Below are 14825 nucleotides of genomic sequence, written 5' to 3'. Positions count from 1 at the left end.
CCGCTGTCCCCATTCCGGGTACGGCAAGCCGACCGGGATTTACCCCGATTCGGTCATCACCGGCCGGTTGGGTTCAGGGCTGCAGGCAAAGCGCGAACAGCTGGCGTTGACTCGAGATGCCCAGGCGCCGGTACGCGCGTTTCTGGTACGTGACGACGCTCGACGTCTTCACGCCGATCGTCTCGCCGATCTCGTGAGCGGTCTGGCCTTCGAGTACGCCGCGCAGCACGTCGAGTTCGCGCTTGGACAGCGTCGGGCATGCGCTGCGCAGCCGTGCGAGCATCAGTTGCGGGATACCGATCTGCGCCGCACCGGCGAGTGCGTAGTGATGCTTCGCGGCCTGCGCGATCAGCGGCGCGAGCGCTTCGATCGCCGCGATCTCACGCGGCTGGAACGCGCCGCTGCGATGCGCGCGGTACAGGTTGATCGACAGCCAACTCGCATCGTTGGGCTGCATCAGCAGTGACAGCCGGTCGGACACGTCGGGGCCGCGGTAGCAAGCCGCGCGATACGCTTCATGATCGATCTCGTCGCCGGCCTGCTGGTGTAGCAGCAGGTCGTGGCGGCGCGTGCCGCGATGCGCGCTCGATACGATCTTCTGGTTGCCGTCGAGCGCGTAGAAGTGTCTCGCGTAGGTGTCGGCGACGTCGCGCAGGTAACGGCCGCCGCGATGGTCGGCGACGGATAGCGTGCGCGGGCGGTTGCCGAACTCGTACGCGAAGATCGTGCATTGCGTGACCGACAGCGCATCGTCGAACAGCCTCAGCACTTCGGCCGCGAATGCGTTCGGCTCGCTGCCGCCGATTGCGGCGACGAGGCGCGTCGCACGCGATACATCCAGTTGCCCGGTAAGGTTCGGTCGCTCGAGACGCCAGGTGCGCATGATGCTCGGAAAGGGCGAGGTGATCCGAAGATTGTAATCGGCGGGATGCGGCGCGGGAGTCGGGTGATGCCCGCAAGCGGAGCGGGTGCGGACAGAAGGGCAGCGCACGATTCGGCGCCCGGAATGAGAAAAGGGCTGACAAGCATTGCTTGTCAGCCCTTTATAACTTGGTGCCGGAGATAGGAGTCGAACCTACGACCTTCGCATTACGAATGCGCTGCTCTACCAACTGAGCTACACCGGCATCAGAGAAACGAAATTATAAGGTGAAATCTGAAACCTTGGCAATAGGTTTTGCGAATTTTTTTCAGCTTGCTGCTGCTGTTTCGCGAAACTCATCGACTCGGCAAACTTCCCGCTTCGTTTCACTGCGATGCGACCCGTTGGGGTCACATCGAGAGGCGCGATTGTACTAACGTCACGCGATACTGTCTAGTGCTGCAGTGCAAATTTATTGCTTTTCTTGATGGTAGCCCGTCACGCGCTCGACTTCGTTCTTCGAACCGAGGAACACCGCGACGCGCTGATGCAGGCCCGTCGGCTGCACTTCCATGATGCGCTGCGTGCCATTCGTCGCGGCGCCGCCCGCCTGTTCGACGATGAACGACATCGGGTTCGCTTCGTACATCAGGCGCAGCTTGCCCGCACGATCGGGCGTGCGCTTGTCGGCCGGGTACATGAAGATGCCGCCGCGGTTCAGGATCCGGTGCACGTCGGCGACCATCGATGCGATCCAGCGCATGTTGAAGTTGTCGCCGCGCGGGCCGTCCTTGCCGGCGTTCAGTTCGTCGACGTAGCGCTTGACCGGGTCGTACCAGTGGCGTGCGTTCGATGCGTTGATCGCGTATTCGCGCGTGTCGGCCGGGATCTGCATGTTGCTCTGCGTGAGCACCCACGAGCCGACTTCGCGGTCGAGCGTGAAGCAGTTCACGCCGTTGCCGGTCGTCAGCACGAACACCGTTTGCGGGCCGTACACGGCGTAGCCGGCGGCGACCTGCTCCGTGCCGGGCTGCAGGAACGATTCCTCGGTGGCCTGCTTGCCGTCCGGGCAGCGCAGCACCGAGAAGATCGTGCCGATCGACACGTTCACGTCGATGTTCGACGAGCCGTCGAGCGGATCGAACACGAGCAGGTATTCGCCGCGCGGGTAGTTCGCCGGGATCGGGAAGAACGTTTCCATTTCTTCCGACGCCATCGCGGCGAGGTTGCCGCCCCATTCGTTCGCGTCGAGCAGGATCTCGTTCGACAGGATGTCGAGCTTCTTCTGCACTTCGCCCTGGACGTTCTCGCTGCCGGCGGTGCCGAGCGCCTCGCCGAGCGCGCCCTTCGACACGTTGTAGCTGATCGCCTTGCACGCGCGGGCGACGACTTCGATCAGCAGGCGCAGGTCGGCGGGGAGGTTGTTGGTCTCACGTTGCTGTTCGATCAGGAACTTCGACAGCGTGGTGCGGCGGGCAATGGACATGACAGACTCCGAAAGGCCAAAGAATCCTTGAATGGTCGCAATTTTACCCGCCGCGCCTCTCGTGCCGCCGGCTTTTTTCGTCCGGTTACATGGCCGAGCGGCCGAACAGGCCCGGTTTCCGGTGGCGGGGGCGGGCGAGATGCGCTTTGCAGCGGCGGCAGGCGGCGCGGTCGGACCCCGCGATTGCGCCCGGTTCACGCGGTGCTCACACAATAAAAAAGCCGGTGCCGCGATTGGCGGCACCGGCTGTCTCGCGCGGGCGCGATGCGGGCGATGGCGTTACGCGAGCGCCTTCTCGACGATCTCGCGCACGTCGCGCGATTTCGCACCGGCGGCGACCTGCTCGAGGGCTTCGCGCATCCGGTCGCGCAGCGCCGGCGTGAAGCGGCGCCACAGTTCGAGCGAGCGGGCGAGGCGCGCTGCGACCTGCGGGTTGATCGCGTCGAGCGCGAGCACCTGTTCGGCCCAGAACGCATAACCCGAGCCGTCCGCCGCGTGGAATTGCGCGGGGTTGGCCGCGCAGAAGCTGAAGATCAGCGAACGCGCGCGGTTCGGGTTCTTCAGGTTGAACGCGGGGTGCGCGAACAGCTTGCGAACCTTCGCGAGCGTCGGCTGCGCGGCCGTGCCGCGTTGCGCAGCCTGCATCGCGAACCACTTGTCGATCACGAGCGCTTCCTTCTCGAAGCGGCGGTAGAAATCGTCGAGCGCGTGCTCGGCCGGTTCGTTCGCGCCGGCCGCCGCGGCGGATAGCAGCGCGCCGAGGGCAGCCGCGCGATCGGTCATGTTGTTCGCCGCGTCGTATTGCGCGGTTGCGAGGCGCACGGCATCGGCCGGGTTCTCGAGCTCGGCGAGATATGCGAGCGCGAGGTTCTTCAGCGCGCGGTGGCCGGATGCCTCCGGCGTCGGCTCGTAGGCGCCGGGCGTCTGGTGCTGTTCGTAGGCGGCGAGCCAGTCGGCGCGCAGCGCGGTGGCGAGTTGACGGCGCACGAACTGGCGCGCGCGATGCACGGCGGCCGGATCGGCTTCCGCCATCTGGTCGGCGAGGTAGGTTTCCGACGGCAGCGTCAGCGCGAGTTCGCGGAACGCCGGCGACAGCGTCGCGTCGGTCAGCACGCGGCGGAATGCGGCGACGAAGTTCTCGCCGAGCGTGAGCGGCTCGTTCGCGGCGGCGCGCGCGGCGAGCGTCAGCAGCGCGCGCGTCGCGAGGCGCTGGCCGGCTTCCCAGCGGTTGAACGGATCGCTGTCGTGCGCAAGCAGGAACGCGAGATCGTCGTCGCTGTAGTCGTACTCGACGATCACCGGCGACGAGAAGTTGCGCAGCAGCGACGGCAGCGGTTGTTCCGGCACGTCGACGAACGTGAAGGTCTGCTCGGTGTCGGTGAAGTCGAGCACGCGTGTCGTGCCTGCGGCGGCGGCTTCGCCGTCGAGACGCAGCGGCAGGTCGCGGCCGTCGCGGCCGATCAGGCCGATCGCGAACGGAATCAGCAGCGGCCCTTGCTGCGTTTCGCGCGCGGCCGGCGATGCGTCGCCGTAACCCTGCGCGAGCGTGACCGTATAGCGGCGCGCGGCCGCGTCGTACGCGGTGCGCACCGACACGCGCGGCGTGCCGGCCTGGCTGTACCAGCGCTCGAACTGCGCGAGGTCGCGTCCGTTCGCGTCGGCCATCGCGTGACGGAAGTCGTCGCAGGTCACGGCGTGCCCGTCGTGGCGCTTGAAGTACAGGTCCATCCCCTTGCGGAAGCCGTCACGGCCGAACAGCGTCTGGTACATCCGCACGACTTCCGAACCTTTCTCGTAGACGGTCATCGTGTAGAAGTTGTTGATCTCGACGTAGCTCTCCGGGCGCACCGGGTGTGCCATCGGGCCCGCATCCTCGGCGAACTGCAACTGGCGCAGCACGCGCACGTCCTCGATGCGCTTGACCGCGCGGGCCGCCGATTCGATATCGTCGCCCGCGGCCATGTCGGCCGAGAATTCCTGGTCGCGGAACACCGTCAGGCCTTCCTTCAGGCTCAACTGGAACCAGTCGCGGCAGGTCACGCGGTTGCCGGTCCAGTTGTGGAAGTACTCGTGGCCCACCACCGATTCGATGTTCGCGAAGTCGGTGTCGGTCGCGGTCTCGGGGTTCGCCAGCACGTACTTCGTATTGAAGATGTTGAGCCCCTTGTTTTCCATCGCCCCCATGTTGAAGTCGCCGACCGCGACGATCATGAAGCGGTCGAGATCGAGCTCGAGGCCGAAGCGCTTCTCGTCCCAGCGGATCGAGTGGATCAGCGAATCCATCGCATGACGCGTCTTGTCGAGATCGGCCGGCTCGACCCACACCTGCAGCAGCTTTTCCTTGCCCGAGCCGGTCGTGATCTTTTCCTCGATCGCGACGAGCGTGCCCGCGACCAGCGCGAACAGGTAGCTCGGCTTGCGGAACGGGTCTTCCCACTTCGCGAAGTGGCGGCCATCGGGCAGGTCGCCGGAATCGACGAGGTTGCCGTTCGACAGCAGCACCGGGTAGGCGGCCTTGTCGGCGCGCAGCGTCACCGTGTACGACGCCATCACGTCCGGGCGGTCGAGGAAGTAGGTGATGCGGCGGAAACCTTCGGCTTCGCACTGCGTGAAGAAGTTGCCGCTCGACACATAGAGGCCCGACAGCGTCGTATTCTGGTCGGGTGCGCAGGCGCTTTCGAGCGTCAGCTCGAATGCATCAGGGACGTTCTCGACGGTCAGCCCGTGTTCGTGCGCACGCACGGCGTCATGCGGCGCACCGTCCAGCCGTGCGCCGACGAATTCGAGCGCTTCGCCCATCAGCTCCAGGTGCGGCGCGGGTGCGGCGTCCGGATTGCGGCGCACGCGCATCGTATTCCTGACGATCGTACGGGCCGGCGCGAGATCGAATTCGAGCGCGACGGAATCGATGAGGAAGGCCGGCGGCGTGTAGTCGGCGCGGCGGATCACGGTGGAGGAGGCGTTGTCGGACATGGTCGTCGAGATCGGTGGAATGGGGGACGCGCCCGTGGCACGGGCCGGGCGAACCGGGCCATTGTACAAAGGCTTGCGGCTGCGTGCCGGGCGAACTTTTTACCGGTTCCGCGAGTCCGCGTATTATCGGCATCCCGTTGCGGTTCGCACGGTGCGACGAACGGGTGACGGATCGAAGAGGATCAACATGAAACGCGAATGGATTCAACGCGGTGCGGGCTGGGCGGCGGTGCTGTGCGTGGCGCTGCTGACCGGCTGCACCAGCTACGTGACGACCCAGGTCACGGCCTTCTCCGACTGGAGCGGCAGCGACGCGACACGCACCTATGCGTTCACGCGCACCGATGCGCAGAAGCACAGCATCGAGCAGTCGACCTACGAACCGGTCGTGGCGAACGAGCTGTCCACGTATGCGTTCCGGCAGGCGCCGACCGCGCAGGCCCGCTATCTCGTCGGACTGACGTACGGGGTCGGCAGCGATCTCGTGACGGTGCCGCAGCCGGTCTACTACGACCCGTGGTTCGCCGGCCCGGGGCCGTACTGGCGGGGCGGGCCGTGGGGGCCCTGGGGACCGTGGGGCCCCTGGGGGCCGATGCCGGCCGGCTATGTCGCGCAGACCTATCAGGTGTTCGACTACACGCTCGGCATCCGTATCACCGAGCGCGCAACGGGCAAGGAGGTCTACAACGTGACCGCGCGCACGACCGGCGACAACGGCGCGCTGCTGTATGCCATGCCGTTCCTCGCGCGCAGCGCGCTCGCCGATTTCCCGCTGGCGAACGGCGCGGTCCGCACGGTGCGGCTGCCGGTCGACAAGCGCGGCGGCCCGGCGGCGCCGGCCGCCAACGAGCGAGCGGTGCCGGCGGCGCCTGCTTCAGGTGCAGCCGCCACGAAGTAACGCGGCGTCAGTCCCGGCGCGGCCGTCCGGCCGCGCCCGCCATCTTCCTTCCCGTCAGACCCCGATGCCCAGCAGCGCAAGCGCGCCGAGCACGACGAACAGCACGGCCGCAATCCCGTGCACGAGCTTCGTCGGCAGACGGTGCGCGAAGCGGTCGCCGAGCAGGATCGCCGGCACGTTCGCGAGCATCATCCCGAACGTCGTGCCGGCCACGACACCGATGTAGTCCTGGAAGCGCGCGGCCAGTGCGACGGTCGCGATCTGCGTCTTGTCGCCCATTTCCGCGAGGAAGAACGCGACGAGGGTCGCACCGAACACGCCGAGCCGCGAGCGGTTGGCATTGGCTTCGTCGGCATCGAGCTTGTCCGGCACGAGGATCCACAACCCCATCGCGATGAACGAGAACGCGAGCGCCCAGCGCATGATCGACGGCGTGACGAGCGCGCCGAGCCATTCGCCGAGCGCGCCGGCGAAACCGTGGTTCACGAGCGTCGCGACGAGCACGCCAAGAATGATCGGCATCGGCTTGCGATAGCGCGCGGCCAGTACGAGGGAAAGCAGTTGGGTCTTGTCGCCGATTTCAGCGAGGGCGACGGCGCCGGTGGAGATCAGGAAGGCTTGGGACACGGATGGGGTTCCACGGGCCGGTGTTGTGCGTGCGAGCGACGATCCACGGCGCGCCGGGCCCTGATGCGGCGCACTGTGAACCATCGGTCTCGCCAGGCCAACGTGGCTGCGCCCGCCATGGCCATACGGCCAAGTCTGTTGACGGACGCCTCCGTCACGATGTGCGCCGGGGGCGCGGGACATCGAGCGGAGCGGCTACTCCCCAATGAGCGGCGAATTCTAGCACGGCGCGTTGCGCGCGGGAAAGCGGGCGGGCGGCACGGCACCCGGAGTCGGGGCGGGATTGGGATACGGCAATCCTCGGCGTCCCGGCACGCGCGGCGGCGAATGCCCGCGCGTGCCGGGACGAGCCCCCGGGCAGGTCGTTACGCGGCAGGGCGGCGCGCCGCGCCGCGCTCGTGGACGAGTTTGCCGGCCGCATAGGTGCGGTACACCGCGCGGTCGTCACCGAGCAGCGCGAACGCGAACAGCAGCTCCTCGAGCGAATCCGCGCGTTTCGTGCGGCGCGCGAGCAGCGGCGTGGCCTGCGGATCGAGCACGACGAAGTCGGCTTCGGTACGCGGCGCGAGCGTGCCGACCGTATCGGCGAGGTCGAGTGCCTGCGCGGCGCCGGCCGTCGCGAGCCAGAACATCCGCGTCGCGGTCAGGTGGTGGCCCGACAGCCGCGCGACCTTGTGCGCTTCGTTCATCGTCTGCAGCATCGAGAACGACGTGCCACCGCCGACGTCGGTCGCGAGCGTGACGGGCACGTCGTATTCGCCGGCCTTGTCGAAATCGAACAGCCCGCTGCCGAGGAAGAAGTTCGACGTCGGGCAGTGCGCGACGACGGTGCGCGTCTCGGCCATCCGGCGGCGGTCCTCGTCGTCGAGGTGGATGCAATGGCCGTACACCGCGCGCGGACGCAGCAGCCCGTAGCGGTCGTAGATGTCGAGATAGCTGCGATGGCCGGGGAACAGCTCGGCCACCCATTTCACCTCGTCGACGTTTTCCGCGACGTGGCTCTGCACGAACACGTCCGGATGACGGCGCGCGAGTTCGCTGCACGCCTCGAGCTGTGCCTCGGTCGACGTCGGCGCGAAGCGCGGCGTGAGCGCGTACATCTGGCGGCCCTTGCCATGCCAGCGGCCGATCAGCTCGGCGCTGTCGTCATAACCCGATTGCGCGGTATCGCGCAGGAATTCGGGGCAGTTGCGATCCATCAGCACCTTGCCCGCGATCATTCGCAGGTCGCGCGCGTCGCTCGCGGCGAACAGCGCATCGGCCGACTGCTTGTGCACCGTGCAGTAGACGAGGGCGCTCGTCGTGCCGCACGCGAGCAGTTCGTCGACGAAGAAGTCGGCGACTTCGCGCGCATGCTCGGGATCGCCGAACTGGCGCTCGGTCGGGAACGTGTACTTGTCCAGCCACGGCAGCAGGCCCGGTGCCGGCGACGCGATCATGTCCGTCTGCGGATAGTGGATGTGCGTGTCGATGAAGCCGGGCACGATCAGCTTGTCGCGCAGGTCATGGACGATCGCGTCGCGCGCGAGCGTCGCGGCGAGCTGCGCGTACGGGCCGGCCGCGACGACCTTGCCGTCGTCGACGATCAGGAGGCCGTCGGTCTCGTAGTTCGCGGCCTGGCTCGATTGTGCCGGGTCGCCGTTGAAGGTCAGCAGTTGGGAACGAAAAGCGGTTTGCGTCATGACGAATGGTCCTGCATCAAGGTAAGGCGAACAGAAGAAAACGAGCGACGCCGCACGAGGGCGGGATGGCGCCTGGCGAGCGGGTGCGGCACGCTGCGTGCCGCACGACCGGATGCGATGGCGCGGGCGAACGTGGCGGCCGAAGCCGCCAGCGAGTGGTTGCCGGCGGGCCTCGCAGCCATTGCGCTCGCGACCGGCGCGGCGGCGAACGAAACGGCAAACCGCGACGGCCGGCATGTGCGCGCGACGACGAACGGTGCCGTCGCCGCGCAGGCACGCGCGCGACCGCTTCGGCACGAGGCCGAACCGGTGGTCGCGAAGCGGATGCCGTTGCCGTGTTTCATCTGTCTAGCGTTCCTCGATGCCGGCCGTCACGCGGCGTGCCAGTACGCGTCGAGGCGCGCGAACAGCGCGTCGCGCTGCGCCGGTTCGATGAACGACGCCTCGAAGCCGTTGCGGATCACCGCATGGACTTCGGCATCCGTGAGCTGCAGCCCTTCGGCCGTCGCGAAGTAGTTTTCGTTGACGTAGCCGCCGAAATAGGCCGGATCGTCGGAGTTGATCGTCACCGCGACGCCGCGATCGAGCAGCGCCTTCAGCGTGTGCTTCGCCATGTCGTCGAACACGCACAGCTTGAGATTCGACAGCGGGCAGACGGTGAGCGCCGTGCGCGTTTTCGCGAGGCGCTCGACGAGTGCCGCGTCCTCGATGCTGCGCACGCCGTGGTCGATCCGGTCGACCTTCAGCACGTCGAGCGCTTCGTAGATGTACGCGGGCGGGCCTTCCTCGCCTGCGTGCGCGACGAGCTTCAGCCCGAGCGCGCGCGCCTTCTCGAACACGCGCGCGAACTTGGTCGGCGGATGGCCGAGCTCGGACGAGTCGAGGCCCACGCCGATCAGGCGATGGCGATAGCGCTCGAACAGCGGCAGCGCGGATTCGAACGTCGCGAGCGCGTCCTCTTCGGACAGGTGGCGCAGGAAGCACAGAATCAGCTTGCTCGACAGCCCGCGTTGTTCGGCATCGGCGAGTGCGCGTTCGATGCCCGCGACCACCGTCTCGACCGGCACGCCACGCTCGGTGTGCGTCTGCGGATCGAAGAACAGTTCGGTATGGACGACGTTGTCGGCGAGCGCGCGTTCGCAGTACGCGGCCGTCATGTCGTAGAAATCCTGCTCGGTCAGCAGCACGCTCGCGCCGGCGTAATAGATGTCGAGGAACGACTGCAGGTCGGTGAACGCGTACGCGGCGCGCAGCGCGTCGATCGAGTCGTACGCGAGCTTCACGCCGTTGCGCTGCGCGAGCGCAAAAATCAGTTCGGGCTCGAGCGAGCCTTCGATATGGATGTGCAGCTCCGCTTTCGGCGCGCGGGCAATCTTGTCCTTGAATGTCGGGGTCATGGCGTCGTTCTTGGTCGGTCAGTAGGTAGGGGAAGCCTGCGCGGACGCGTTCGCGTTTGCCTCGACGGCCTGCAGCAATTGCGCAGCCACCGAGATCGCGATTACTTCGGGCGCCTTGTCGATGATGCCTTCGACACCGATCGGGCAGCGCATCCGCTCGACCTGGGCCGGGTCGATGCCGATGGCTGCGAGGCGATGATCGAACTGCACGCGTTTTGCGTGCGAACCGGTCATCCCGAAGTACGCATAGTCGCCGCGCCGCAGGATGCGCTCGGCCAGCACGAAATCGAGTGCGTGGTCGTGCGTCATCACGACGAAGTAGGACTGCGGCGGCGCTGCGTCGACCGCGTCGGCCGGGGCGGCGGCCGCTTCGATCGCGAGGTTGCCGATGCCGGCGAGCACGTCGGCCGGCGGGAACACCGCATCGGGCCCGTCGATCCAGCGCACGTGGCACGGCAGCGTCGCCAGTATCTTCACGAGCGCGGTGCTGATGTGCCCGGCGCCGAACAGCACGACGGGGAACGCATACGGCGCGATCGTTTCGGTCATCAGCGACACGCCGCCGGTTTCCCACAGCAGGCAGTCGGCACGCGCGGCTTCCGATTCGGGCTCGCTCAACAGCGGCGCGCCCGGCGAGGGGCCGAATGATACGCTACGGACGGTCGCGGCGCCGGCCGCGACACGCTTCGCGAGCGACATGATCCAGCCGAGATCGCCGACGTCGAGCCGCTCGAACGCGAGCACCACGGCGCCGCCGCAGCACTGGCCGAGGCTCGGGCCGAGCGCGAGCCGCTCGAGCCGGCGCGCGTGCGGCACGTGCGCGCCATCCTTCAGCAGGTGCCGTGCGATCTCGATCGCCTTCCATTCCAGATGACCGCCGCCGATCGTATGGCGAGCCGTGTCGCGCGTGACGAGCATCTTGGTGCCGGCTTCGCGCGGCGCGGAGCCGTCGGTGTGCGCGACCGTCACGAGCACGGCCGCTTCGCCATGCGCGAGCAGTTGCTGCAGATCGCCGAGCCAGGCTTCCATCAGCACGCTCCGTTCGGGACGACGCGGCACGACACGCGGCGCGGGCTGGCGGGCGTGGCGGCAACGATGACGGACGGGAGCGGGGCGGGCCGGCCGCACGGCCGATGCGGTGCGGCGGCAGCGCGCGGACGGCGCGCGCGGACGGCACCGCCGGATGGGCGGACGCCATGAGGGTGACGGATGCGGATGGTGTGCGTTGTCATGATGAATCCAGTCGACATTGCGGATCGGGCGCGCGTTACGCAGGGGTGGTGAGACCGCCTGGCCTCGCGCACGTAGATCGCCATCCAGTCCCGAAGATAGCACCGCAAGGCGACGGGAACATCGCGGGGCGGTGATCCGGGCTATCAGGAGGCGATCATGTCGATCATAGGCCCGCCGTGCGGGATCGGGGCGCCGACGCATGCACGCCGGGCCGAAACGCACGCGTGGCGGGGCTGGGCGCGGAAGTCGCGCGATGCGCGTTCGCCCGGATCGCCGGGCGGCGGCGGAGTAGGTGTTTACGCGGGGCCGGCCAGGCAGGGCCACCTGGGTGGAGCCGTCCGGGCGCGGCTGCTCGGGTGCGGCCCGCCGGGTTGGGCTGGCGGGTGCTCCCGGGCCGGGCGGTCACCGGTCGGCGGTGTGCGGCCCGGGCGAGCGGGCCGCGCGCAGGCCGGTGCGAAACCGGCCGGTCAGGCCACGAGCTTGCGGCGATGACGCCAGAGGCTCGCGACGACGGCGATCAGGATCGCGGCGAAGCCGATCAGCGACCAGCCGGGCAGCAGGATGCCGAAGATCGGCGGATAGACGGTCTCGCACAGCCCGGCGACCTTGAACATGCCGGGGAACCACTGCGCGGGCGGCAGGCTGTCGACGATCGGCTGCAGCGTGTCGAAGCCGCAACTGAAGCCCGGATTCATCTGGATCGACAGATGCCGGGCGGCCGTGCCGACACCGCCGGCCGCGGCGATCGCGATCAGCAGCTCGAGCACCCAGACGCCGCGCCAGTTGCGGATCCCGGCGGCCAGGAACGCGAAGATCCCGATCGCGCAGAAGAAGTAGCGCTGGATGATGCACAGCGGGCACGGATCTTCGTTCTTCACGTACTGCAGGTAAAGCGCACCGGCCAGCAGGGCGATGCACACCCATCCGAGCAGCATCAGCAGGCGGCGTTCGCGGCGGATGGCGAGCGTGTAGTCGTTCATGTCGGCGGGGTTCCTCGTGGGTCGGTCCGGAAAACAATCGCGCGATTTTAGCGCGAACGGTCTGGCACGAAACTGACAGCGCGCGTGCGGCAACCTGCCGCACCGCGCGCGCTGTCCGCCGGCGGTCGATTGGCTGCGGTCAGCGGATCGTGTTCAGCACGGCCTCGACCGCCTGGCCGATCGCGAGCAGCGCGTCGTCGCGATGCGGTGCGGCCGCGAGCATCAGCCCGACCGGCGCGGCATCGCGCGGATGGCAGGGCAGCGACAGCGCGCACGCGTCGAGGAAGTTGAACGCGCTCGGGTTGCGCAGGATCAGCGCGTTGGTGCGCGTGAACGCGGCGTCGTCCGCTTCGAGTTCGGCGATGCGCGGCGGCACGACCGGCACCGTCGGCGAGACGAGCGCATCGAAGCGCGACCAGACCGTGTGCGCGGCTTCGTCGAGCATCGCCGTGCGCGCGGCGAGCAGGTCGAGATAGTCGGCCGCGCTCGCGGGTTCGCCCTTCAGGATCCGCGTGAGCACGCGCGGGTCGTATTGGTCGCGGTGCTTGTCGAGCAGCGGGCGATGCCACGCATAGGCCTCGATCGGCGAGAAGCCGAAGCGGTTGATGTCCGGCAACCGGTCGAGTGCCGGAAAGCGCACTTCCGTGACGATCGCGCCGGCGGCTTCGAGATGCTTGAGCGCGGCGTCGAGCGCGGCTGCGACGTCGGCATCGACGCCATCGGTCACGTAGTTCGTCAGCACGCCGAGCCGCACGCCTTCGAGCGGCCGGGCGGCCGGCACGTGCGGTTCGAGGCCCGCGAGCATCCGGTCGACGAGCGCGCAGCAGGCGACCGTCAGGCCGATCGGGCCGAACGAGTCGAGCGTCGTCGACAGCGGCACGCCGCCTTGCGTCGGGATCCGGCTCGCGGTCGGCTTGAAGCCGGTCAGCCCGCACAGCGCGGCCGGAATGCGGATCGAGCCGCCCGTATCGGTGCCGAGCGCGACCGCGGCCATCCCGTCGGCGACCGATGCGGCCGCGCCGGACGACGAGCCGCCGGAAATCCGCGCGTCGCCCGGCACGTCGCGGTGGTACGGCGAGCGCGGATGGCCGAAGTGCGGATTCAGCCCGAGCCCCGAGAACGCGAACTCGCTCATGTTGGTGCGGCCGACCAGCACCGCGCCCGCCCGCTTGAGCCGCGCGACGGCGACCGCATCGGTTTGTGCGGCCGGTGCACCGTCGAGCACGCGCGAACCGGCGCGCGTCACCTGGCCGGCAACGTCGAACAGGTCCTTGACCGACACGGGAATGCCCGCGAGCGGCGACAGCACGGTGCCCGCGGCGCGCAGCCGGTCGTGCGCGTCGGCCGCCGCGCGCGCGTTGTCGGCATCGACTTCGGTGAAGACGACCGCACCCTGGCCCGACGGATCGGTGATCCGGTCGAGCGCGGTGTCGACGAGCGCGCGGCTCGTGGTCCGGCCGGCGGCGAGGTCGGCGGCGAGCTGGGCGAGCGGGGGGAAGGGCGTGAAAGTGGTCATGGCGGCTCAGGGACGGAGATGTTGAAGAAGCGTGGAGCGGAACGAATCGATATGGCTTTCGACGGCTTTACGCGCGCCGGCGGCGTCGCGCGCGGACAGCCGATCGAACAGTTCGCGATGCTCGTGCTGGACGTCGGCGAGATGGTGAGGTTCGGACAGCGTGACGAACCAGAAGCGCAGCGAGCGCTCGTGCAGCGCGCGCAGGATCTCGGCGAGGACCGCATTGCGCGCAGCCGCGGCGATCGCCTGGTGGAACGCGCGGTCGAGTTCCATCATGCCCTCGACGTCATGTGTGTCGACGCAGGCCTGTCCGTCGTCGAGCAGCGCTGCCAGGCGGGCGAGATCGTCGGGCGTGGCATGGCGCGCGGCGAGTTCCGCGCAGTGCGCCTCATTGATGTGCCGCACGTCGATCACCGCGACGATGTCGTCGAGCGACAGCGGCTGCACCATCAATCCCTTGCGCGGCATCACGGACAGCAGCCCTTCGAGCACGAGCCGATGGACGGCCTGATGCACCGGCGTGCGGCCGATCCCTGTGCGCGCGACGAGGTCGGCTTCGTTGAGGGCGGCGCCGGGCTTCAGACGCATCGTGATGATGTCGCGCTGGATCAGCGCGTACGCGCGGTCGGCGAGGCTGGCCGCCGGTGCGGCGGGCCGGTCGCGGGTGACGTCGGTCAGGGCATTCATGCGGGAGGCGGCGCGGTGGCCGGGCGGGGCGCGATCATGGCGCGGGAGACCGGGAAGCGTGAGCGATGTCTGGATATTATTGTGATATATCACTGGTGTCCAGTACCGACCACACGGCATTGGCGTCACGCGCACGTGAACGCGGACGCGCCCCGGCGCGGTTTGCCGCCAACTTGCAACAATATCGACAGGATGTTGCGGGTTTGCCGCTCGATCGTGCGCTGAAGCATAATGAATCCTCGTTTATCCATACGCGTGAGCGACGTACCAGACCATCGTCATGAACGAACACACGCCTTCCCCGGCCGGTCTGCCCGGCACCTCCTCCGTTTCTTCCGATTCTCCCCGTACCGATCCGGCGAAAGCGCCCGATGCGCCGGCAGCCCAGGCCGCCGCGCAGCACGTCGCCGCGGACGGCGCGTCGCCGGTGACGGCTGCGTCCGAGCCGGGCGCGCCGGGTGCCAGGGGCGCCGCGGACGATGGC

Annotated in this window: 12 protein-coding genes, 1 tRNA gene, 1 pseudogene and 1 riboswitch; of the genes and pseudogenes, 2 read left to right on the top strand and 12 right to left on the bottom strand. The window is 68.2% G+C overall.

Annotated elements, in window-relative coordinates; genetic code table 11:
* Positions 1–73: 73 nt before the first annotated feature.
* The 4 genes from BDO18943_RS38945 to pepN all read right to left on the bottom strand — a co-directional run bounded on the left by BDO18943_RS38945 (position 74) and on the right by pepN (position 5321).
* On the bottom strand, positions 74–883 hold the full coding sequence (locus tag BDO18943_RS38945) for a helix-turn-helix transcriptional regulator (RefSeq protein ID WP_175026331.1): 810 nt from the start codon (positions 881–883) through the stop codon (positions 74–76).
* A 168-nt stretch (positions 884–1051) separates the two neighbouring features.
* A tRNA-Thr gene (locus tag BDO18943_RS38940) sits at positions 1052–1127 on the bottom strand.
* A gap of 207 nt (positions 1128–1334) precedes the next feature.
* Positions 1335–2348, bottom strand: coding sequence for a class 1 fructose-bisphosphatase (locus BDO18943_RS38935; protein ID WP_175026330.1), 1014 nt, complete (start codon positions 2346–2348; stop codon positions 1335–1337).
* 279 nt (positions 2349–2627) lie between these two features.
* Complete coding sequence (gene pepN / locus BDO18943_RS38930; protein ID WP_175026329.1) at positions 2628–5321, bottom strand: aminopeptidase N; 2694 nt, start codon at positions 5319–5321, stop codon at positions 2628–2630.
* Between the two features lie 187 nt (positions 5322–5508).
* Here pepN and BDO18943_RS38925 point away from each other — a divergent pair, with 187 nt between their 5' ends.
* Positions 5509–6219 carry a DUF4136 domain-containing protein gene (locus BDO18943_RS38925; RefSeq protein ID WP_175026328.1) on the top strand — a complete coding sequence of 237 codons (711 nt, stop codon included), beginning with the start codon at positions 5509–5511 and terminating at the stop codon, positions 6217–6219.
* 54 nt (positions 6220–6273) lie between these two features.
* Here the strand turns inward: BDO18943_RS38925 and BDO18943_RS38920 are convergent, their stop codons facing one another.
* From BDO18943_RS38920 to BDO18943_RS38885, 8 genes are all read right to left on the bottom strand, one after another.
* Positions 6274–6846 carry a TMEM165/GDT1 family protein gene (locus BDO18943_RS38920; protein WP_043181806.1) on the bottom strand — a complete coding sequence of 191 codons (573 nt, stop codon included), beginning with the start codon at positions 6844–6846 and terminating at the stop codon, positions 6274–6276.
* Between the two features lie 40 nt (positions 6847–6886).
* Positions 6887–7062, bottom strand: a riboswitch (yybP-ykoY riboswitch).
* Positions 7063–7211: 149 nt separating this feature from the next.
* Positions 7212–8528, bottom strand: coding sequence for a guanine deaminase (gene guaD / locus BDO18943_RS38915; protein WP_175026327.1), 1317 nt, complete (start codon positions 8526–8528; stop codon positions 7212–7214).
* A complete protein-coding gene (locus BDO18943_RS38910; RefSeq protein WP_175026326.1) occupies positions 8525–8872 on the bottom strand; it encodes a hypothetical protein in 348 nt (115 codons plus the stop codon). The genes guaD and BDO18943_RS38910 overlap by 4 nt, the downstream gene beginning before the upstream one ends.
* A gap of 27 nt (positions 8873–8899) precedes the next feature.
* On the bottom strand, positions 8900–9925 hold the full coding sequence (locus BDO18943_RS38905; protein WP_175026325.1) for an adenosine deaminase: 1026 nt from the start codon (positions 9923–9925) through the stop codon (positions 8900–8902).
* A gap of 18 nt (positions 9926–9943) precedes the next feature.
* Positions 9944–10954, bottom strand: coding sequence for a xanthine dehydrogenase accessory protein XdhC (gene xdhC, locus BDO18943_RS38900; RefSeq protein ID WP_175026324.1), 1011 nt, complete (start codon positions 10952–10954; stop codon positions 9944–9946).
* Positions 10955–11625: 671 nt separating this feature from the next.
* Positions 11626–12138 (bottom strand): disulfide bond formation protein B, encoded by a 513-nt coding sequence (locus tag BDO18943_RS38895; protein WP_043181818.1) that lies wholly within the window; start codon positions 12136–12138, stop codon positions 11626–11628.
* Positions 12139–12277: 139 nt separating this feature from the next.
* The gene (locus BDO18943_RS38890) at positions 12278–13654 is read right to left on the bottom strand and encodes an amidase (RefSeq protein WP_175026323.1); all 1377 of its coding nucleotides are present in this window, start codon (positions 13652–13654) and stop codon (positions 12278–12280) included.
* Between the two features lie 6 nt (positions 13655–13660).
* A complete protein-coding gene (locus tag BDO18943_RS38885) occupies positions 13661–14341 on the bottom strand; it encodes a GntR family transcriptional regulator (RefSeq protein ID WP_175026343.1) in 681 nt (226 codons plus the stop codon).
* A 280-nt stretch (positions 14342–14621) separates the two neighbouring features.
* On the opposite strand from BDO18943_RS38885, the pseudogene BDO18943_RS38880 reads away from it, so the two are divergent.
* Positions 14622–14825 (top strand): annotated as a pseudogene (locus BDO18943_RS38880) (gamma-glutamyl-gamma-aminobutyrate hydrolase); the annotation flags it as partial.

The sequence above is a fragment of the Burkholderia aenigmatica genome (genome assembly GCF_902499175.1).
In the GTDB taxonomy this organism is placed as follows: Bacteria; Pseudomonadota; Gammaproteobacteria; order Burkholderiales; family Burkholderiaceae; genus Burkholderia; species Burkholderia aenigmatica.
The sequence above is the reverse complement of the archived record's forward strand: the minus strand, read 5'-3'. Positions and strand labels throughout refer to the sequence as shown.